Annotated in this window: 15 protein-coding genes; 3 read left to right on the top strand and 12 right to left on the bottom strand. The window is 62.8% G+C overall.

The annotated features are described in order from the left end of the window. Position 1: 1 nt before the first annotated feature. Genes ACJJVH_RS00850 through ACJJVH_RS00835 form a run of 4 tightly spaced genes read right to left on the bottom strand, consistent with a single transcriptional unit; the run spans position 2 to position 3,603 of the window. Complete coding sequence (locus ACJJVH_RS00850; RefSeq protein ID WP_112802866.1) at positions 2–889, bottom strand: branched-chain amino acid ABC transporter permease; 888 nt, start codon at positions 887–889, stop codon at positions 2–4. Positions 890–892: 3 nt separating this feature from the next. Next, entirely contained in the window at positions 893–1,594 is a 702-nt protein-coding gene (locus tag ACJJVH_RS00845; protein ID WP_113393414.1) for an ABC transporter ATP-binding protein, read from the bottom strand. A gap of 2 nt (positions 1,595–1,596) precedes the next feature. After that, complete coding sequence (locus tag ACJJVH_RS00840) at positions 1,597–2,379, bottom strand: ABC transporter ATP-binding protein (RefSeq protein ID WP_112802869.1); 783 nt, start codon at positions 2,377–2,379, stop codon at positions 1,597–1,599. 15 nt (positions 2,380–2,394) lie between these two features. Continuing rightward, entirely contained in the window at positions 2,395–3,603 is a 1,209-nt protein-coding gene (locus tag ACJJVH_RS00835) for an ABC transporter substrate-binding protein (protein ID WP_113359427.1), read from the bottom strand. Between the two features lie 173 nt (positions 3,604–3,776). On the opposite strand from ACJJVH_RS00835, the gene ACJJVH_RS00830 reads away from it, so the two are divergent. Then, positions 3,777–4,703, top strand: a complete 927-nt coding sequence (locus ACJJVH_RS00830) for a LysR family transcriptional regulator (protein ID WP_412064550.1) — start codon at positions 3,777–3,779, stop codon at positions 4,701–4,703. 12 nt (positions 4,704–4,715) lie between these two features. On the opposite strand, the gene galE is transcribed toward ACJJVH_RS00830, so the two are convergent. The 4 genes from galE to ACJJVH_RS00810 form a co-directional block, all read right to left on the bottom strand. Beyond that, complete coding sequence (gene galE / locus ACJJVH_RS00825) at positions 4,716–5,753, bottom strand: UDP-glucose 4-epimerase GalE (protein WP_113436522.1); 1,038 nt, start codon at positions 5,751–5,753, stop codon at positions 4,716–4,718. A gap of 432 nt (positions 5,754–6,185) precedes the next feature. Next, on the bottom strand, positions 6,186–7,352 hold the full coding sequence (locus ACJJVH_RS00820) for a pyridoxal phosphate-dependent aminotransferase (protein ID WP_113371577.1): 1,167 nt from the start codon (positions 7,350–7,352) through the stop codon (positions 6,186–6,188). Between the two features lie 144 nt (positions 7,353–7,496). Then, positions 7,497–7,928, bottom strand: coding sequence for a large conductance mechanosensitive channel protein MscL (gene mscL, locus ACJJVH_RS00815; RefSeq protein ID WP_112802878.1), 432 nt, complete (start codon positions 7,926–7,928; stop codon positions 7,497–7,499). A 221-nt stretch (positions 7,929–8,149) separates the two neighbouring features. Beyond that, a complete protein-coding gene (locus tag ACJJVH_RS00810) occupies positions 8,150–8,746 on the bottom strand; it encodes a TetR/AcrR family transcriptional regulator (protein WP_112802879.1) in 597 nt (198 codons plus the stop codon). A gap of 138 nt (positions 8,747–8,884) precedes the next feature. Between ACJJVH_RS00810 and ACJJVH_RS00805 the strand changes: the two genes are divergently transcribed. Continuing rightward, on the top strand, positions 8,885–10,096 hold the full coding sequence (locus ACJJVH_RS00805) for an MFS transporter (RefSeq protein WP_412064549.1): 1,212 nt from the start codon (positions 8,885–8,887) through the stop codon (positions 10,094–10,096). Between the two features lie 88 nt (positions 10,097–10,184). Here the strand turns inward: ACJJVH_RS00805 and ACJJVH_RS00800 are convergent, their stop codons facing one another. The 4 genes from ACJJVH_RS00800 to ACJJVH_RS00785 form a co-directional block, all read right to left on the bottom strand. Beyond that, positions 10,185–12,395: a 3-hydroxyacyl-CoA dehydrogenase NAD-binding domain-containing protein gene (locus ACJJVH_RS00800; protein WP_412064548.1), complete on the bottom strand. Its 2,211-nt coding sequence runs from the start codon at positions 12,393–12,395 to the stop codon at positions 10,185–10,187. Between the two features lie 13 nt (positions 12,396–12,408). Further along, positions 12,409–13,617, bottom strand: a complete 1,209-nt coding sequence (locus ACJJVH_RS00795) for an acetyl-CoA C-acetyltransferase (RefSeq protein ID WP_113423241.1) — start codon at positions 13,615–13,617, stop codon at positions 12,409–12,411. 72 nt (positions 13,618–13,689) lie between these two features. After that, a complete protein-coding gene (locus ACJJVH_RS00790; RefSeq protein WP_412064547.1) occupies positions 13,690–15,486 on the bottom strand; it encodes an acyl-CoA dehydrogenase C-terminal domain-containing protein in 1,797 nt (598 codons plus the stop codon). A 56-nt stretch (positions 15,487–15,542) separates the two neighbouring features. Further along, entirely contained in the window at positions 15,543–15,947 is a 405-nt protein-coding gene (locus ACJJVH_RS00785) for a hypothetical protein (RefSeq protein WP_112802889.1), read from the bottom strand. On the opposite strand from ACJJVH_RS00785, the gene ACJJVH_RS00780 reads away from it, so the two are divergent. Further along, complete coding sequence (locus ACJJVH_RS00780) at positions 15,946–19,629, top strand: peptidoglycan-binding protein (RefSeq protein WP_412064546.1); 3,684 nt, start codon at positions 15,946–15,948, stop codon at positions 19,627–19,629. The genes ACJJVH_RS00785 and ACJJVH_RS00780 overlap by 2 nt on opposite strands. Positions 19,630–19,638 lie beyond the last annotated feature (9 nt).

Here is a 19,638-nt window from a genome sequence, read left to right as displayed (position 1 = left end):
ATCACGCATCCCGACCGAAGAGGCCAGCGGGCCTGAAGAGCAGCACGATCGCCATGATGACGAAGATGACGATGTTGGAGGCTTCGGGATAGAAGACCTTTGTCAGGCCCTCGGCAATCCCGAGCATATAGCCCGTCACGATCGCTCCCATGATCGAGCCCATGCCGCCGACGACGACCACGGCGAAGACGATGATGATCATGTTCGAGCCCATCAGCGGCGAGACCTGATAGATCGGCGCGGCCAGCACGCCGGCAAAGGCGGCCAGCGCCACGCCGAAACCGTAGGTCAGCGTCAGCAGCACCGGCACGTTGACGCCGAAAACCTGCACGAGCACGGAGTTCTCGGTGGCGGCGCGCAGATAGGCGCCGAGCTTGGTCTTCTCGATCAGCAGCCAGGTTCCGATGCAGACGATCAGCGAGGCGATGACCACCCAGCCGCGATAGACGGGAAGGAACATGAAGCCGATGTTGCGCGCCCCCGCCAGGGCAGCGGGAACGGCGTAGGGCTGGCCGGACGAGCCGTAAATATAGCGGAAAGTCCCTTCGATGGTCAGCGCCATGCCGAAAGTGAAAAGCAATCCGTAGAGCGGGTCGATCTTGTAGAGCTGGCGAAGGCAGAGCCGCTCGACCAGCGCACCGAACAGGCCGACGATCAGCGGCGCAACGATAAGCGCCGGCCAATAGCCGATGCCGGCATAGGCAAGCAGCAGATAGGCCGTGAAGGCTCCGAGCATGTAGAGCGCGCCATGGGCGAAATTGATGACCCTGAGCATGCCGAAGATGATCGCCAGACCCAGGCTCAGGAGCGCATAGAAGGAGCCATTGATGAGGCCGATCAGCAATTGACCGAGAAGGGCCTGGGCGGGAATGCCGAATATCGTCGTCATGGCTCAGACCCCCAGAACCTTGTGCAGCATGTCCATGCGCTCGGAGAGTTCGCCGACCGGAAATTCCGAAACCATCTGGCCGTGATCCATCAGATAGAAGCGATCGGCGATGCGGCTGGCGAAGCGGAAATTCTGCTCGACGAGCAATATGGTCATGCCGCGGCCTTTCAGCTTCTGCAGGACTTCGCCAATGCGCTGGACGATGACGGGAGCAAGGCCCTCAGTGGGCTCGTCGAGCAGCAGCATGCGGACGCCGGTGCGCAGGATGCGGGCCATGGCGAGCATCTGCTGCTCGCCGCCGGAAAGCCTGGTGCCGACGCTGTTGCGCCGCTCGTGCAGATTGGGAAACAGCTCGAAGATCTCGTCCAGCGTCATGCCGCCGGGGGCGACGACGGGCGGCAGCATCAGGTTTTCATAAACGCTGAGCGTGGAAAAGATGCCGCGTTCCTCCGGCACGAAGCCGATGCCCTGATGCGCCGTCTTGTGCAGCGGCACCTGCATCATGTCCTTGCCGGCGAAGGTGATCCTGCCCTTGCGGGCACGGACGATGCCGACGATGGTGCGCAGCGTCGTCGTCTTGCCGACGCCGTTGCGGCCAAGGATGGTGATGGTTTCCCCCTCGCCCACGCGCATGTCGACACCATGCAGGATGTGGCTTTCGCCATACCAGGCATTGAGACCCTGAACGTCCAGAAGCGGCGCCATCGTCAAGCCTCCTCCGTGCCCATGTAAGCTTCGCGGACGCGCGGATCCCGGCTGACGGCGGCATAATCGCCCTGGGCCAATATTTCCCCGCGTTGCAGGACTGTGACGTGATGGCAGATATCGGCAACGACGGAGAGATTATGCTCGACCATGAGCACGGCCCTGTCGCGCGCCACATCGCGGATGATGGCGGAGACGGTGTTCACATCCTCCAGCCCCATGCCGGCCATCGGCTCGTCAAGCAGCAGCACCTTCGGATCGAGCGCAAGCGTGGTGGCGATCTCCAGCACGCGCTTGCGGCCATAGGAAAGATCGGCGGCGATGGCATCGCGCTCCTTCGTGAGTCCCACGGACGCGAGAAGCTGCTCGGCACGGGCATTGAGGCTATCGAGGGCCGAGAGCGGCCGCCAGAACTGGTGGGCGAGATTGCTCGGCCGTTGCAGCGCGACACGGACGTTGTCGAGCACCGTCAGATGCGGGAAGACGGCCGAAATCTGGAAGGAGCGCACGAGGCCCATTCGCGCGACCTTGTCGGGCCTCGTCCTGGTGATGTCGGTGCCGAGCAGCGTAATCGTGCCGTGCGTCGGCTGCAGGAACTTGGTGAGCAGGTTGAATACCGTCGTCTTGCCCGCGCCATTCGGGCCGATCAGCGCATGGACGCGGGCATGTTGGACGTCGAGATCGACATTCTTGACGGCGGTGAAGCCGCCAAAATCGCGGCGCAGTCCCCGGGCGGACAGGACCACCCGGGGCTCTTCATGCGGATGTGTCGCGGACATCGCCATGGGCTGGTCCGAACCTTACTGCTTGACGAGGTCGCAGCCGCTCTTGGCGGGATCGATATAGGCTTCCTTGCCGGGAATCGTCGCCAGCACGTTGTAGTAATCCCACGGCTCCTTGCTCTCTTCCGGCTTCTTGACCTGAAGCAGATACATGTCGTGGATCATGCGGCCGTTGGCGCCGACCGTGCCGCCGCGACCGAAGAAATCGTCGACCGGCATTTCATGCAGTTCCTTGGCGACGGCCTCGGTATCGTCGGTGCCGGCCTTCTGCACCGCCTTCAGATATTGCAGCACGGCGGAATAGGTGCCGGCATGGATCATGTTCGGCATCTTGCCGGTGCGGGCAAAGAAGCGCTTGCCGAATTCGCGGCTCTTGTCGTCGAGGTTCCAGTAATAGCCTTCCGTCAGCGTCAGCCCCTGCGCCGCCTGCAGGCCGAGGCCATGCACTTCGGCGAGCGTGAAGAGCAGGGCCGCCAGATGCTGGCCGCCCTGGGTGATGCCGAATTCGGAGGCCTGCTTGATGGCGTTGGACGTATCGAGGCCGGCATTGGCAAGGCCGATGACCTTGGCGCCCGACGATTGTGCCTGCAGCAGGAAGGACGAGAAGTCGTTCGTCGACAGCGGATGGCGGACGGAGCCGAGAACCTTGCCGCCGCTTGCCTTGACGAAATCGCTGGTCTGCTGTTCGAGCGAGTAGCCGAAGGCGTAATCCGCCGTCAGGAAGAACCAGGTATCGCCGCCCTGCTTGACGAGCGCGCCGCCGGTGCCGACGGCGAGAGCATGCGTGTCATAGGCCCAGTGGAAACCGTAGGGCGAGCATTGCGCGCCGGTCAGATCCGTCGTGGCGGCGCCCGTGACGATATCGATCTTCTTCTTCTCCTTGGCGACCGCCTGCACGGCCAGCGCGACCGATGAGGTCGTCAGCTCCATGATGGCGTCGACCTTGTCCTGGTCGTACCACTGGCGGGCGATGTTGGAGGCGATATCGGGCTTGTTCTGGTGATCGGCGTCGACGATCTCGATCGGCACGCCGAGAACCTTGCCGCCGAAATCCTCTGCGGCCATCTTGGCCGCCTCGACCGAGGACTTGCCACCGAAATCCGCATAGACGCCGGATTGGTCGTTGAGGATGCCGATCTTGACGACACCATCGGATGCGCCGTCGGCAAAGGCCGCGGTGCCGGTTGCAAGCAGAAATGCCAGGGATGCAATAAGACTCTTTCGCATATCCTCTCCTCCCAGAGATTTGGCAAAAATGAATCTGTTCAAAATTGGCCAGCCGTTTTCCTCAAAACGACTTTTCCCGACACGGAGGATCACGGAATTCGCGCATTGACGCAAGTCGCGATTGCAACTAATTCCAAACAATGTCTGTTCATTTTTGAACAGAAAGGGGTGACATGAGAAACGCGCCGCACTTCACCTGGGACGATCTGCAGTTTTTTCTCGCGGTGGCACGGACCGGGCAGCTTTCGACCGCGGCGCGGCAACTGCGCACCAGCCACGCCACCGTTTCGCGCCGCATCGACCGGCTGGAATTCGCCCTCAAGGTCAAGCTTTTCGAGCGCAATGCGCGCGGTTACATGCTGACCGCCATGGGCCAGCGCTTCATCGACACGGCCGAACGCATGGAGCAGGAAACCGAGCGTCTTCGGGCCGATCTTTCCGCAGGATCGGCAGCGCAGCGGGGCGTGGTGCGCATCAGCGCGCCGGAAGGCTTTTCAAACTTCTTCTTCACCAGCGTCCTGCCTGAATTCTCGGACAGGCATCCGAACATTTCGCTGGAACTGATCACCATCCAGCAGATCATGTCGCTCTCGCGCAAGGAGGCCGATATCGTCGTGGTGCTCGATCCGCCGAAGGCCGGGCCCTACTTCACCGAGAAGCTCAGCGACTATCATCTCCAGGTCTACGGATCGCGCGAATACCTCGCACGCCATCCGCCGATCTTAAGCCGCGACGACCTGCCCGACCATGCTTTCGTCGGCTATATCGAGGATATGATTTTCGCACCGGGGCTGGATTATCTCGGTGACGTGCATCCGCGCATCAAGCCGCAATTTCAGAGTTCGAGCATATTTGCGCAGCTGACGGCGACGAAGAACGGCCAGGGGCTCTGCGTGCTGCCGTTCTTCATCGCCGGCAAGCATGCGGACCTGCAGATGGTGCTGCCGCACGAGGTCGATCTCAGGCGTCGTTACTGGATTACCTGCCACCGCGACCTGCGGCAGTCGCCGCGCGTGCGCACCGTCATCGGCTTTCTGACGGATGTCGTGCAGCAGAACGCGCCGGCCTTTCTCGGCCCCTGGAGAACCCCCGAGAGTTGAGGTGTCCGCCCGTTACAGGATGCTCGGGGCGGCGTAGATCTTCTTGAGCCCGGCCGCATCGAAGCCGGCGCGTTCGGCAAGGCGAAGCTCCCAATCGAGCGACGAGCGGACGATGGTTTCAAGGCTATTGTATTCCGGCGTCCAACCCAGCTCGCGACGGGCGAGCGTGGCGTCCGCGACAACGCTCGCCATATCGCCGGGCCGGCGCGGCGCGATGTGGATGCGGAAGGCGCGACCATGAACGCGCATGACCATATTGAGCACATCGAGCACGGAATAGCCCTGACCATAGCCGCAATTGGCAACCAGCGACCGGCCGCCCTCGCGCAGATGCCGCAATGCCACCAGATGGGCTTCGACGAGATCGCTGACGTGGATATAGTCGCGAACGCCGGTGCCGTCATGCGTCGCATAATCGGTGCCGTAGATATCGACCTGACGGCGGCGGCCAAGAGCCGCCTCGCAGGCGACCTTGATGAGATGGGTCGCGCCGTCGGTCGACTGGCCGGCCCGGCCCAGCGGATCGGCGCCGGCGACGTTGAAATAACGCAGCGCCACATAGCGGAAGTCATAGGCCGCGGCGGCATCGCGCAGCATCAGCTCGGACATCAGCTTGGACTGGCCATAGGGCGATTCCGGCCGCAGCGGCGCATTTTCGCTGACCGGCCTGTCGGCCGGCTGCTGGCCGTAGACCGCGGCCGTGGACGAGAAGACGAAATGGCGGATACCGGCCTTGATGGCGGCGCTCATGAGGATGCGGGTCTTGCCGGTGTTGTTCTCGTAATAGGCGAGAGGATCCTCGATCGACATCGGCACGACGGCCGAGCCGGCGAAATGAATGATGGCCTCGATGTCGTTCTCGGCAAAAATCGTCTGCAGCAGCGCTTCCTCCGCGATATCGCCGAGATAGAAGCGGGCCGCGGGCGGGACCGCCCAGCGGAACCCTGTGGAGAGGCGATCGAGGACCACCACGTCCTCACCCGCCTCCAGCAATCTCCAGACCATGTGGCTACCGATATAACCGGCTCCGCCCGTCACCAACACCGTCATGCTTCGCGTCCCAGCCAAGTCTTGTCAGGACCATATGGGGCCGCCTTCCCTGCGAAATTGATTAAAAGCGAGAGAGCTGGCGGGAAAGATTGCGGGAATGGTTAGGAGGGGATTTCGTGGATCGATTGCATTTTATCGATTGGGTGCGCGACGGCAATTTTGGTGGACGTGGAGAGTGTTCACCCCCCTCTGTCACTTCGTGACATCTCCCCCACAAGGGGGGAGATTGGTTGCCCGTAGCACCACCTTGCCTCAAGCCGATATTGTATCCCAGAGAGTGAAGCGCATCGCATTATTCCCAGTGGCTGCAAACTCCAAACGATCTCCCCCCTTGTGGGGGAGATGTCCCGAAAGGGACAGAGGGGGGTGCCAGAGGTGCGGCAAGCGAAGGGTGCCTTCGACCGTAAAGCCCGCCGAAGCGAAACCCTGTCGTCACAAACCCAAAATATACCGGCTCAACTTCTCCGCCGCATCGGCAACCTGCACCGGATCGCGCAGGAAGCAGGCGCGCATGAAGAGTTCGCCACCCAATCCGAAGGCCGTTCCCGGCGCCAGGCCGACGCCGGTCTTGTCGACGATGTCGATGGCGGCCTTGCGGCTGTCGGTGACGCCGTCGATCTTGAGGAAGGAATAGAGCGCGCCGTCGGGCTTCAGCGTCTGGACGCGATTGGTGGCGATCAGCGCGTCGCAGAGGATATCGCGTGAGCGCGTGGCCTTGGCGATGTTGGAGCGGACGAAATCATCGCCCTCGTTCAATGCCGCGACCGCACCCTTCTGCATGAATTGCGCCACGCCCGAGGTCGAATACTGCACGAGGTTTTCGATCACCTGGCCGAGTTCTGCCGGAGCGACGATCCAGCCGACGCGCCAGCCGGTCATCGACCAGTTCTTCGAGAAGGAATTGACGAAAAGGATCTTGTCGTCGGCTTCCTTGACGTCGAGGAAGCTCGGCGCGCGGCCGCCGGCATAGTGGTACAGCGCATAGATTTCGTCGGCCATGATCCAGAGATCATGCTTGCGCGCCAGGGCAAGAATATCCCGAAGATCCTGATGGGTCGCCGTCCAGCCGGTCGGGTTGGATGGGGTATTGATGAACAGGCCCTTGGTCTTCGGCGTGATCGCCGCTTCCAGGCGTCCGAGATCGAGCGCCCATTTGCCATGCTCGAACTGCAGCGGCACGGGCACGGAGCGGGCGCCCGATATCTCGAGAGCAGCGGCGATGTTCGGCCAGGCCGGAGAGAGATAGACCATCTCGTCGCCGGGAGAGGTGATCGCCTGCACGGAGAGCTGGATCGCCTGCATGCCGGAGCCGACGACGTAGAAATTCTCCATCGGCAGAGACGTGCCGAAATGCCGGCCATAGTAATCGGCCAGCGCCTGGCGCAATTCGGGAATGCCGCGCTGCCAGGTGTAGAAGGTCTCGCCGGCATTGAGCGAGGCCATGGCGGCGCGATTGATGAAATCCGGCGTCGGCAGATCGCCTTCGCCGACCCAGAGCGGCAGCAGGCCCTCGCGGCCGCGGGCGTAGTTTACCACTTCAACGATCCCGCTTTCAGGCGCTGCGAGCGCCCGCGGGCTGAGGCTATCTAGTATCGACATGCGAAGTCTCCGGTTTCTGCCTTCATAAAGCAGAGCGGCGGACAAATCCCATGACTTTGCCTTAGCGACCGATCGATTTTGGTGATGAGTAAAGCCCCGATCCTTGTGAAACCGGGGCTTTGACAGAGGCTCGGGAAAGCCGGTTCAGGCGGAACGTCTGGCGAGGAGATCGCGAATTTCCGTCAGCAGCTGAACGTCAGCCGGCGGCGGCGCTGCCTCGGCAACCTTCTCTTCCTTGCGCGCGACCTGGGTCTGCAGCGCGTTCACGCCCTTGACCATGAGGAAGATGATCCAGGCGAGGATCAGGAAGTTGATGAGGACGGTAATGAAGCTACCGTAGGCGAGGACCGCGCCCTGGGCACGGGCCGCAGCAAGCGTCGGTGCGTTGACCCCCGAGGCGAGGCCGATGAAGTAGTTCGAAAAATCGAAGCCGCCGAAAATCGCGCCGACGATCGGCATGATGATATCGTCAACCAACGATTTCACGATACCGCCGAAAGCACCGCCGATGATCACGCCGACGGCAAGATCCATGACGTTGCCACGGGCGATAAATGCCTTGAATTCATTAAGCATTGAGCAGTCCCCTTCGCGTTGCCGTTGAATTCGCTGGCGATGATTAGCACCATCTTTTTCCTTATTTTTCAACAGCAAATTGGCGGCGAACCTTACTCAGACGCGAATATCCCAAGATAATTCCACGGGTTAGGCAATCTGTCCGTGCATGTGCGCACATAGATGTTCGTCAGTTGCGCGCAACGCAAGCAGAGTCGCCGCGCCTGTGCTGGCCGAAAGCTTCACCGAGTCGCGCGGCTGGTCCTTGCGCTTCCGCCTTTCAACGCTCCCTCCGGCATCACTTTCGCGATGAGTTCACGCACGTAATCCGCACCGGGCGCCTGATCGAAAAGAATGCGGTAGATGATCGGCGAAATGACGTGATCCATGAGTTCCGTCTGGGTCGGAAAGGGTTCGCCGGTTTCCTCCGCCCGCGCGATGAGGACCGCGAGTTGATGCTGCGTATAGCCGCTGCATTTTTCCGCATTGGCGCCGTCGGCGGCCGAGAGAATGTCGCGCAGCATCCGTCTTCCGACGCCGGAGGCCATTTCGTCGGCATATTGCTCGACCCAGGCCTCCAGATCATCGCGGGCGCTGCCGATCCTCGCCGGCTCGCCTTCCGGCTGCAGGCGCGAGGCGGCCACGTCGGCCAGAAGTGCCTGAAGATCGCCCCAGCGGCGATAGATCGTCGACGGCGTCACATTGGCGCGCTGCGCGATCAAGGGTATGGTGACGTCTGCCCGATCCATCGTGGCGAGCATATCGCGGACGGATTGATGCACAGCGGCCTGCACTCTGGCGCTGCGTCCGCCGGGGCGGGGATTTTCTCTATAGCCCATAAGTCTTTGCCAATCTTTCCCTTTTGCCATTCGCGAACAGCCTTGCGCCATCCATTAACGCAAATTATTTGCTTTTGTGCGTCGTGCATCCTATATCCGCCTAACGCAATCTTTTAGCTTTAAGCTAGGATATAGTCGATGACCGAGTCTCATTCCACTGCCCGCCATGCGATTTCACCAGCCGGACGTCGGGCGCCGGCCTATTATGCCGCAACGAGCGCCCTGTTCCTGGCCGCGTCATCCGTACCGACGCCTCTATACCGCCTTTATCAGCGGGCCTTTGCCTTCTCGCCGGTGTTGATCACGGTGATCTTCGCCGTCTATGCCTTCTCCCTTCTCGCCGCCCTGCTCATCGTCGGCTCGATTTCCGATCATCTCGGCCGCCGCCCGGTGATCTTCGCGTCGATCCTCCTCAATATGGTAGCGATGGTGCTGTTTTTAATGGCCAAGGGTCCGGATTGGCTGATTGCCGCCCGCATCGTACAGGGCTTCGCAACAGGCGCTGCGGTCAGTTCCATCGGCGCTGCCCTTGTCGATCTCGATCCCATCAGAGGATCGATCACCAACAGCCTTGCCCCGCTTGCCGGCATGGCCGCCGGTGCGCTCGGCGCAAGCCTACTGATCCAATTCGCGCCAGCCCCCACCTTGCTCGTCTATATCGTCACGTTTGCCCTGTTGGCGCTTCAGGCGGTGCTGCTTTGGCTGGTGCCGGAGACAACGAGCCGACGGGCTGGACTGCTTGCATCGCTGAAGCCCGAGGTGGCCGTACCGCCGCAGGTGCGACGGGTGCTGCTGGCGCTGACGCCGATCAATGTTGCCGTCTGGGCGCTCGCCGGCTTCTATCTGTCGCTGGTGCCTTCGCTTGTAACCGCAACGACCGGCAGCACGATGCCGCTGGTCGGCGGTTCCGTGGTCGCAGCCCTGACGATCAGCGGTGCGACCGCCGTCTTCCTGCTGCGCAAGAGATCCGCGGCCACGATCATGAAGTTCGGCATACCGGGCATGACGCTCGGCATATTGACCGTCATCGCTGGCATGCATGCGGCCGACGTGTCGATCCTCGTCTTGGGAACGTTGACTGCCGGCGCCGGCTTCGGCGCGACCTTTCTCGGCACGGTCAGAAGCATCATGCCGCTGGCAAAGCCGGACGAGCGCGCCGGGCTGCTCTCCGCCTTCTACATCCAGAGCTATCTCGCCTTCAGCGTGCCCGCCATCCTGGCAGGCTTTCTGTCGAAAACGCTCGGGTTTGCCGAGGCCGCCGATATCTACGCGGGGGCGATCCTTCTGCTCGTCGGCTGGGGCGTACTCGCGCTAAGGACCAGTCAGGGGAAGCCGTTGAGTGTTGCGTAAGATTTTACTTACGATTTAGCCTTGCAATAAACGAGGCCGCTCCCGACAGGAGCGGCCCTTTATTTTGGGTCAGCTTCAGCTTTGCGCCTCAGGCCGCCTTCGTGGCCACATAAGGGTCGAAGCGTCCGTAGAAAGTCTCACCCTTCGCGGCCATGTCCTTGAGCAGCGCCGTCGGCTGGAAATGCGGGCCATAGGCGGCGGCCAGCTTTTCGCAGAGCTCCACGAACACCTTCACACCCATGCCGTCGATGTAGGACAGCGCGCCGCCGGTATAGGGGGCAAAGCCGAAGCCGAGGATGGAGCCGACATCGGCCTCGCGCGGGTCGGTGACGATGCCTTCCTCGATCGTGCGGGCTGCCTCGAGCGCGATGGTGACGAGGAAACGCTGCTTCAGCACGGCGACATCGACCTCATCCGCCTTCTTCTGCGGATAGAGGTCCTTGAGGCCCGGCCAGAGCGATTTCTTGGCCGGCTTCGGCGGATAGTCGTAGAAGCCCTTGGAATTCTTCCGGCCCAGACGTCCTTCGCCTTCCACCAGGCCGGTGACCAGCTGCATGTGACGCGGGTCGACCGCCTTTTCGCCGAGATCGGCGACGGTGGCCTTCAGGATCTTGTAGGAGAGGTCGATGGCAACTTCGTCGTTGAGCGCCAGCGGTCCCACAGGCATGCCGGCCATCTTGGCGGCATTCTCGATCATGGTCGCGGGCACGCCCTCGATCAGCATGTCGTAGGCTTCGTGGATGTAGCGGAAGACGCAGCGATTGACGAAGAAGCCGCGGGTGTCGTTGACGACGATCGGCGTCTTCTTGATCGCAGCAACGTAGTCGAGCGCTACGGCCAGCGCACGGTCGCCGGTTTCCTTGCCGAGGATGACTTCGGTCAGCATCATCTTCTCCACAGGCGAGAAGAAGTGAACGCCGATGAAATCGGCCGGACGCTTCGAATTCTTCGCAAGGCCGGTGATCGGCAGCGTCGAGGTATTGGAGGCGAAGACGGCGCCGGCCGGCAACACGGCTTCCACGGCCTCGATGACGGCCTTCTTGACCTCGCGATCCTCGAACACGGCCTCGACGACCAGATCGGCATCCTTCAGGTCGGCATAATCGGCCGACGGCGTGATGCGGGAAAGCAGAGCAGCACCTTCGTCTTGCGTCAGTCTTCCCTTACCGACCGAGTCCTTGACCAGCCCTTCGCCGACGCTCTTGCCTTTGGTTGCCGCTTCGATGTCGCGGTCGATCAGCGTGACCGGAATACCGGCTGCGGCGGTGACATAGGCGATGGAAGCGCCCATGAAGCCGGCGCCAACGACGCCAACCTTCTTCAGCTCGGTCTTCGGCTGTCCGGCCGGACGGCGGGCGCCCTTGCCGAGTTCCTGCATGGAGATGAACAGCGAGCGGATCATCGAATAGGCTTCGGTGGTCTGCAACACATGCGTGAAATAGCGCTGCTCGATCTTCAGGCCGGTATCGAAGGGGACCTGCAAGCCTTCATAGACACATTTGAGGATGGCGAGTGCTGCCGGATAATTGCCCGATGTTTCGCGGCGCAGGATGGCGGGTGCTGCCGGCCAAAGCTGGGCTGCGGCGGGCGTCCAGATGCCGCCGCCCGGCGCCTTGAAGCCCTTTTCGTCCCAGGGTGCCACAGGTTTCAGGCCGTCCTTGATCATCTGCTTGGCGGCGGGGATCAGCTGATCCGGCTCGACCACCTGATGCACGAGGTTCATCGCCTTGGCGCGTGCCGCCGTCAGCGACTGGCCGGTCGTCATCATCTGCAGGGCGGATTGCGCGTCCGTCAGGCGCGGGATGCGCTGCGTGCCGCCGGCGCCGGGGAAGATGCCGACCTTGACTTCAGGCAATGCGATCTTGACGCTCTTGGCGCTCGACGCGACGCGGCCGTGGCAGGCGAGCGACAGCTCGAAAGCGCCGCCCATGCAGGTGCCGTTGATCGCCGAAACCCAGGGCTTGCCGCAGGTTTCCAGCTTGCGGAACAGGCCGGTCATGCGGCCGACGAGATCGAAAAGCTTCTGAGCGGCTGCGGCCGGATCCTTCGCCTTCTCCTCCTGATAGAAGGAGAACATCGACTTGATCATCGAGAGATCGGCGCCGCCGGAGAAGGAAGACTTGCCGGAGGTGAACACCACGCCCTTGACGGCGGCATCGGCGACGGTCGCGTCGATGATGGCGTTCAGCTCGTCGAGGATCTCGGCGGTGAAGACGTTCATGGACTTGCCGGGCATATCCCAGGTAACGAGCGCGATGCCGTCTGCGTCGGTTTCGACGGTGAAATTCGTGTAAGCCATTGGTTTCCTCCCCTCAGACGCGTTCGACGATCGTGGCGGTGCCCATGCCGGCGCCGATGCAGAGCGTGACCAGCGCGGTGTTGAGATCGCGGCGTTCCAGCTCGTCCAGCACCGTGCCGAGGATCATCGCGCCGGTCGCGCCGAGCGGATGGCCCATGGCGATGGCGCCGCCGTTGACGTTGATCTTGTCGTGCGGAATGTCGAAAGCCTGCATGTAGCGCAGCACGACGGCGGCAAAGGCTTCGTTGAGCTCGAACAGATCGATGTCGGCGAGCGTCATGCCGGTGCGCTTCAGGAGCTTCTCGGTGACGTCGACCGGGCCGGTCAGCATCAGCGCCGGGTCGGAGCCGATATTGGCGAAGGCCTTGATGCGGCCGCGCGGCTTCAGCCCCATGCTCTCACCGCCCGCCTTCGAGCCGAGCAGCACGGCGGCCGCGCCATCGACGATGCCGGAGGAATTGCCGGCGTGATGGACGTAATTGATGCGCTCGATTTCCGGATGCGCCTGGATGGCGACGGCCTCGAAGCCGCCCATCTCGCCCGGCAGCTGGAACGAAGGGTTGAGCGAGGCCAGCGCCTGCATGTCGGTGCCGGGACGCATGTGTTCGTCACGGTCGAGAATGGTCAGGCCGTTGATATCCTTCACCGGCACGACGGAATTCTTGAAGTAGCCCTTTTCCCAAGCGTTGGCGGCGCGCTTCTGGCTTTCGACGGCATAGGCGTCGACGTCATCGCGGGAGAAGCCGTATTTGGTGGCGATGAGATCGGCCGACACGCCCTGCGGCATGAAATAGGCCGGGAAGTTGACCGAGGGGTCCATGAACCAGGCGCCGCCGGACATGCCAAGCCCGACGCGCGACATGCTTTCGACGCCGCCGGCAATGACGATATCGTCGGCGCCTTGAGCGATCTTGCCAGCAGCGAAATTCACGGCGTCGAGGCCGGAGGCGCAGAAGCGGGAAATCTGCATGCCTGGCGCCTTGTTGGAATAGCCGGCCTCGAAGGCAGCGCCCTTCGGAATGACGGCACCGGCATCCATGACCGGGTCGACGCAGCCCATGATGATGTCGTCGACCGTTTCGGTATCGAGGCCGTTGCGATCGCGGATCGCCTCCAGCGTCCTGGCGGCGAGACGGACGGAAGGCACTTCGTGCAGCGCCCCATCCTTCTTGCCACGCCCGCGCGGCGTGCGCACATGGTCGTAAATGAAAACCTCGGTCATGTCTCATCTCCCTGCGGCGGCAAGCCGCCTTTCAATAACTCTCCTTCTCCCCAAGGGGAGAAGGGATTCCAGTCAAAAGGCTTCCGCCGCCAGTTCCATCATCGTGTCGGCGCCGGTTTCGATGCGGGCCTTGCGCAATGCCGTTTCCGGCATGATGCGCTCCATGTAGAACCGCGCCGTGACAAGCTTGTTCTTCTGATAATCCTCGCGCGCGCTGTCGCCGCCCGCAAGGCCCGCCTGCGCCGCCTTCGCCATCTTCGCCCACATGTAGCCGAGGACGACGAGGCCGAAGAGATGCATGTAATCGGTCGAGCCGGCACCGGCATTATCGGGCTTGGCCATGGCGTTCTGCATGAACCACATGGTCGCGGCCTGCACATCGTTCAAGCCCTTCTTCAGGTGCTTGGTGAAGAAAGCCATCTGCTCGTCGTTGCGGTTCTCCTCGCAGAAATCGCCGATTTCCTTGAAGAGAGCCATGACGGCGCGGCCACCGTTCAGCGCCAGCTTGCGGCCGACGAGATCGAGCGCCTGGATGCCGTTGGCGCCTTCGTAGATCATGGCGATACGGGCATCGCGGACATACTGGCTCATGCCATGCTCTTCGATATAGCCGTGGCCGCCGAAGACCTGCTGCGCCATGACGGCGTGCTCGAAGCCCTTGTCGGTCATGACGCCCTTGAGGATCGGCGTCGCCAAGCCAAGAATATCGTCGGCCGCCTGGCGATCCTTCTCATCGGGAGAGCGATGGGCGATATCGGATTTCAGCGCCGTCCAGAGCAGGAAGGCGCGGCCGGCCTCGTTGAAGGCGCGGATCGTCATCAGCGAGCGGCGGATATCGGGATGGACGATGATCGGGTCCGCCTTCTTGTCCGGCGCCTTCGGGCCGGAAAGCGAGCGGCCCTGGATACGCTCACGGGCATAGTTGGCGGCATTCTGATAGGCGATCTCGGCGATGGAGAGACCCTGCAGGCCGACGCCGAGGCGCGCCTCGTTCATCATGACGAACATGGCGTTGAGGCCGCGATTTTCGGCACCGATCAGGAAGCCCGTCGCCTCGTCGTAGTTCATGACGCAGGTGGCGTTGCCGTGAATGCCCATCTTGTGCTCGATCGCGCCGCAGGAGACCGGGTTGCGGGCACCGAGCGAACCATCTTCGTTGACCATGAACTTCGGCACGATGAACAGCGAGATGCCTTTGGTGCCTTCGGGCGCGCCTTCGATGCGGGCAAGGACGAGATGGACGATATTATCGGTCATGTCGTGCTCGCCGGCGGAAATGAAGATCTTCTGGCCGGAGATCTTGTAGCTGCCGTTGGCTTGCGGAACCGCCTTGGTGCGCAAGAGGCCGAGATCGGTGCCGCAATGCGGTTCGGTGAGGTTCATGGTGCCGGACCAGGTGCCCTCCACCATCTTCGGCAGATAGGCCTGCTTCTGCGCGTCGGAACCGTGCACCAGGATGGCAGCAATCGCGCCCTGCGTCAGGCCCGGATACATCATCAGCGACATGTTGGCGGCGGAGGTGTATTCGCCGACGGCACAGTGCAGGACATAGGGCAGCCCCTGCCCGCCGAACTCTTCCGGCACGGCCAGACCCAGCCAGCCACCTTCGCGATAGGCGCGATAGGCTTCCTTGAAGCCCTGCGGCGTCGAGACCGTGCCGTCGTCGTGGCGCACGCAGCCTTCCTGATCGCCGGAATAATTCAGCGGGAAGAGCACTTCCTCCGCCATCTTGGCCGCTTCGCCGACGATCGCCTCGATCATGTCGGGCGTGGCATCGGCATAACCGGGAAGATTGTTGTAGCGATCCAGCCCGAGCACATCGTTCAGGACGAAGAGCGTATCGTTCACCGGGGCCTTGTAGACTGGCATCTTTCGAATTCCTCCAATTCGCCGCCGGACCTCAGAGTCCGGCCACTGCGTTACTCTTACAAAATATTGACGTTTGCGTAAACGTCAAATTCGTCCCGCGCGCTGAATTTTTGGTGAGCGAATGGCGGCTCATGGCTCTGGTCCAGGAGGTCATGCCGTAGCCGGCTCACAAGACTATCGGGGCTTTCGGCAGCAGAACCGAAATAAAAGGTTAAGACTTCCAGGAAACTTAACGAGTTGTTTACCACGTTTCGTAAATTGTACGAGATGAGCAGCAATGCTTCGCGTTTCTTCAACTTATCCTTTGAGGGCGCGCTGTCTTGCAGCTCTGTTTGAGGAAAGCCAATACATTTATCCCTTTCAGATTGGCGGGATACGGATAGCGCGGCAATGTCGCGATTTCCCGTTCCCTTCAGTCCGGTGGCCCAGGTGGTCCAAAGTTCAAGGCGAGCAAAAGACATGAGCGGATCGCGATCAAATCCTAGCAGCACGGGCGACTGGACGTCGCTGGATGCTCTGAGCCGCACGATCGAGGGGCTTGAAGCTCGCATCGAGGGGCTGATGGGCACCGCCGCCTCGCGCGATGCGCGCCAGCATGTCGCCGCCGGTTATGCGCCCGCAGCCGAACGGGCCGCCGCGCCGGAGCGGGTATCCCCCCGCCCCGAACGGGAGCAGTATCCCAGCCGACCCTACGAGCGGCCGCTGCGCAGCGAGCGTCAGGACATCGATCCCCGACCCGATCCGCTTGCCGAAATCCGCCAGCGCCAGCGCGCGCTTGAGGCAAACCGCGAGCGGCTTCTCGCCCGCCGCGAGGAAATCGCCCACGCCGAACCGCAGGCGGCACGGCGCCCGGCCGACTCCTTTCCGGCCCGCCAACCGATGCGGGCCGCTGCAGCAGAAGCGCCGGTCGACATTGCCCAGGCCCTCGTCAACCTCCGCCAGGATCTCAAGCGCGACATCGCCGAAAGCGTGACTCGCGAAGTCACCGCATTGCGCGCCGAAATCCGCGATATCCGCGAAAACACCGAGGACAAGCATTTCGCCGCCGACGTGCGCGAAGATATGGCCCGGCTTGCCGACAGCATCAATCAGCTCGCCGGTCAGCCGGAAACGGTCGGCCTGAAAGCCGAGTTCGACGAGCTGCGCTCGCTGATGGACGGGCTTGCCCGCGAGGAATCCCTGCACCACGTCGAGCGCCAGGTGAAGGCGATCGATACGTCAAGCCTGCAGGACGAGCTCGTTTCGCTCGCCTATCGTCTCGATGACATCAAGCAGCATCTCGGCGGCATGAACGACAGCCCGGCCGTGCATGCGCTGGAAAACAAGCTGCTGACGATCGCATCCGCGATGGAAAGCCTCGGCTCCATGATGCAGCCGCAGGACCAGGCCATGCAGCGGCTGGAAGGCCGCCTGAGCGGCCTTGCCGACCAGATCGACCTGATGCACCGCGACGCGTCCCGGCATCGGCCGGCCGACGATCTTTCCGGACGCCTCGAAGCGCTCGCCATGCGCATCGACGAGCTCGGCAGCGCCAAGGCCGTTGCCCGCCTCGAAGAGCGCCTGGACCAGCTCTCGCACCTGATGGAGCGCTCGCAGAAGGCGGCGCCGCAGCCCGAACTCGTCACCTATCTCGCCGACATCTCCCACAAGATCGATGCGCTGGAGCACGGTTCGGTCGGCAACGTGCTGGCGGACCGGCTGGACTACCTCGCCCGCCGCATCGACGAAATGGATTTCCATCCGCCCGTTCCGGCCGCCAGCATCGACGACGGCGTGGTGCGCCGGCTGGAAGGACGCCTCTCCGACATCGCGGCACGGCTGGAAGCCAGCACGGCGGCACCGCCCACGGATACGCAGGCCCTGCGCAATCTCGAAGAGCAGATCGCCCATCTCTCGACATTGCTGACGAACGAGCCGCGCGCTACCGCCGATCACATGCCAGCCGACTTCGACCGCCGCATGAGCGCGATCGAGGACTACATGGCGACCAACGACGAATACATCATCGAAGCGGCCCGCCATGCGGCGGAAACCGTCGTCGAAGCCTATTCGCGCGAAGGCATGGGCCACGGCGTCCAGGCGGCCGACATGTCCGCACTGACGGCACTGGCCGAAGACCTTCGTCATCTGGAAGACCTCAGCCGCGTCAGCGATGAGCGCACGCACCGCACCTTCGAGGCCCTGCACGACACGCTGCTGCAGATTGCCGACCGGCTCGATCATATGGAACATCGCAGGCCGGCGCCTGCCATGCCGGCTGCAACATTCGAAAGCGACGTCTTTGCCGAAGAGGAGATGCCGGCCCTGAAGCCGCCGATGGCTGCGTCGCCGAAGGCCGGCCCGATCATCCGCACGGTTGCGCCCGCCGAAGCCGCGGTCTCTTCCGAAACGGCAATCGCACAGGCGATCGACGCCAATACGAAAGCCGAAATCAAGGCTGCCGCCAAGAAGAGCGGCAAGGCCAGCCTGTTCGCCAACCTTGGCAAGCGCTTCTTCACCCCGGAAAAGGCGGAGCCCATCTTCCCGCCGGACCGCCCGGTGATCGAACAGGCACCGTCGATCGATCCGGCCGACATGCTGCCTGCCGAAGAAGCGAACGAACTTCTGGAGCCGGGTTCCGGCGCGCCCGACATCAAGAAGATCCTCGAGCGTGTGCGTGCCAGCCAGACTGCCTCCCGCAATGGAAATGCTCGCCAGCCGACCGAAAACGAACGGGCCGACTACATCGCTGCCGCCCGGCGCGCGGCGCAGGCCGCCGCCATGGAGGTCGACCAGACGCAGCGCTCGGCTCCCGCCTCCAGGAAAGACGCCAAAAAAGGCGGCGCGTTCTCGCGCTTCCGCCGGCCGATCCTGCTTGCCATCGGCGCAGCGCTCCTCGCCATCATGGCTTTCCCGCTGGTCAACACGCTGACGCGCGGCCAGAAGGCACCGCCGCCCGCCGAAGTCTCCACGATGATTGCGCCTTCGGCGAACGCCGCGACCGGCAACGTCGCCGCCAATGCGAACCCGACCGACGGCAATCAGCAGCCTGCCGCCGGCCAGTCCGCGGCGGCCGCACCCGCAACAGCCAACACGGCACAGGCTCAGCCCGCGCCGGCCGCGGCCGATCCCGCACTCGCGCCGGCGAGCGATCACCTGACGGCAGCCACCCCCCTCGACGGCAACCAGGCGCCAAGCGAAACCTTGACGCCTGCCGGCAGCCCCGCGCCCGCGCAGCAGACGGCAGCCTTCGTTCAGACGGACAAGCCGGCCGCGGCTCCCGCGGCCACCCCGGCAGCGCCGGAGATCGCCGTTCCCGACGGCATTCAGCCGCCGTCGCTGGTCGCGGCTGCCAAGTCGGCCGATCCGGTCGCGCTCTTCGAAATCGGGGCACGCTATACCGACGGCCGCGGCGTCACCGCCGATATGAAGCAGGCGGCGAGCTGGTATCAGCTTTCGGCCGACAAGGGGTACGCACCCGCGCAATACCGCCTTGCCAGCATGTATGAGAAGGGCAACGGCGTCGATCGCGATCTGGTCAAGGCCAAGCAATATTACGAGCAGGCGGCCAATCAGGGCAACGCCAGCGCCATGCACAATCTCGCCGTCCTCTATGCTTCGGGCACGGCCGGACCGCAGGACTATGATACCGCAGCAAACTGGTTCATCCGCGCCGCCGATCTCGGCGTTTCCGACAGCCAGTTCAACCTCGCCATCCTCTATGCGCGCGGCAACGGCGTGAAGCAGGATTTGCAGGAATCCTACAAGTGGTTCGCGATCGCCGCAAAGAGCGGCGACAAGGATGCCGCCCAGAAGCGCGACGAGGTCGCCAACGCCATGAAGCCGGCCGATCTCGAAAGCGCCCGCGCCAAGGTCGACCTTTGGAAAGTACAGCCGGTCGACCCCAAGGCCAACGGCACCGACGTTCCCGACGAATGGACGACCGGCAAGGGCGTGAACACGGCCTCCATCGACATGAAAAAGGCCATTCGCAACATTCAGGCGATCCTCAACAAGAACGGCTTCGACGCCGGCACCCCCGACGGCACCATGGGCGACAAGACGGTATCCGCCTTGAAGAGTTTTCAGAAGTCGGTCGGCCTGCCGGCGGATGGACGGGTCACGGATCAGGTCGTCAAGGAACTGCTGGCCCGCAACAAGTAACCGCACGGG

Source organism: Rhizobium sp. SYY.PMSO (assembly GCF_046840415.1).
Classification (GTDB): Bacteria; Pseudomonadota; Alphaproteobacteria; order Rhizobiales; family Rhizobiaceae; genus Rhizobium.
Note: the sequence above shows the minus strand (reverse complement) of the source record. Positions and strands in the feature narration are given on the sequence as shown.

Coding starts and splice junctions, on each gene's coding strand:
- ACJJVH_RS00830 (WP_412064550.1), top strand. CDS start 3,777: ATGAGAAACGCGCCGCACTTCACCTGGGACGATCTGCAGTTTTTTCTC.
- ACJJVH_RS00810 (WP_112802879.1), bottom strand. CDS start 8,746: ATGGGCTATAGAGAAAATCCCCGCCCCGGCGGACGCAGCGCCAGAGTG.
- mscL (WP_112802878.1), bottom strand. CDS start 7,928: ATGCTTAATGAATTCAAGGCATTTATCGCCCGTGGCAACGTCATGGAT.
- ACJJVH_RS00840 (WP_112802869.1), bottom strand. CDS start 2,379: ATGGCGATGTCCGCGACACATCCGCATGAAGAGCCCCGGGTGGTCCTG.
- ACJJVH_RS00790 (WP_412064547.1), bottom strand. CDS start 15,486: ATGCCAGTCTACAAGGCCCCGGTGAACGATACGCTCTTCGTCCTGAAC.
- ACJJVH_RS00845 (WP_113393414.1), bottom strand. CDS start 1,594: ATGGCGCCGCTTCTGGACGTTCAGGGTCTCAATGCCTGGTATGGCGAA.
- ACJJVH_RS00820 (WP_113371577.1), bottom strand. CDS start 7,352: ATGTCGATACTAGATAGCCTCAGCCCGCGGGCGCTCGCAGCGCCTGAA.
- ACJJVH_RS00800 (WP_412064548.1), bottom strand. CDS start 12,395: ATGGCTTACACGAATTTCACCGTCGAAACCGACGCAGACGGCATCGCG.
- ACJJVH_RS00850 (WP_112802866.1), bottom strand. CDS start 889: ATGACGACGATATTCGGCATTCCCGCCCAGGCCCTTCTCGGTCAATTG.
- ACJJVH_RS00805 (WP_412064549.1), top strand. CDS start 8,885: ATGACCGAGTCTCATTCCACTGCCCGCCATGCGATTTCACCAGCCGGA.
- ACJJVH_RS00780 (WP_412064546.1), top strand. CDS start 15,946: ATGAGCGGATCGCGATCAAATCCTAGCAGCACGGGCGACTGGACGTCG.
- ACJJVH_RS00795 (WP_113423241.1), bottom strand. CDS start 13,617: ATGACCGAGGTTTTCATTTACGACCATGTGCGCACGCCGCGCGGGCGT.
- galE (WP_113436522.1), bottom strand. CDS start 5,753: ATGACGGTGTTGGTGACGGGCGGAGCCGGTTATATCGGTAGCCACATG.
- ACJJVH_RS00785 (WP_112802889.1), bottom strand. CDS start 15,947: ATGTCTTTTGCTCGCCTTGAACTTTGGACCACCTGGGCCACCGGACTG.
- ACJJVH_RS00835 (WP_113359427.1), bottom strand. CDS start 3,603: ATGCGAAAGAGTCTTATTGCATCCCTGGCATTTCTGCTTGCAACCGGC.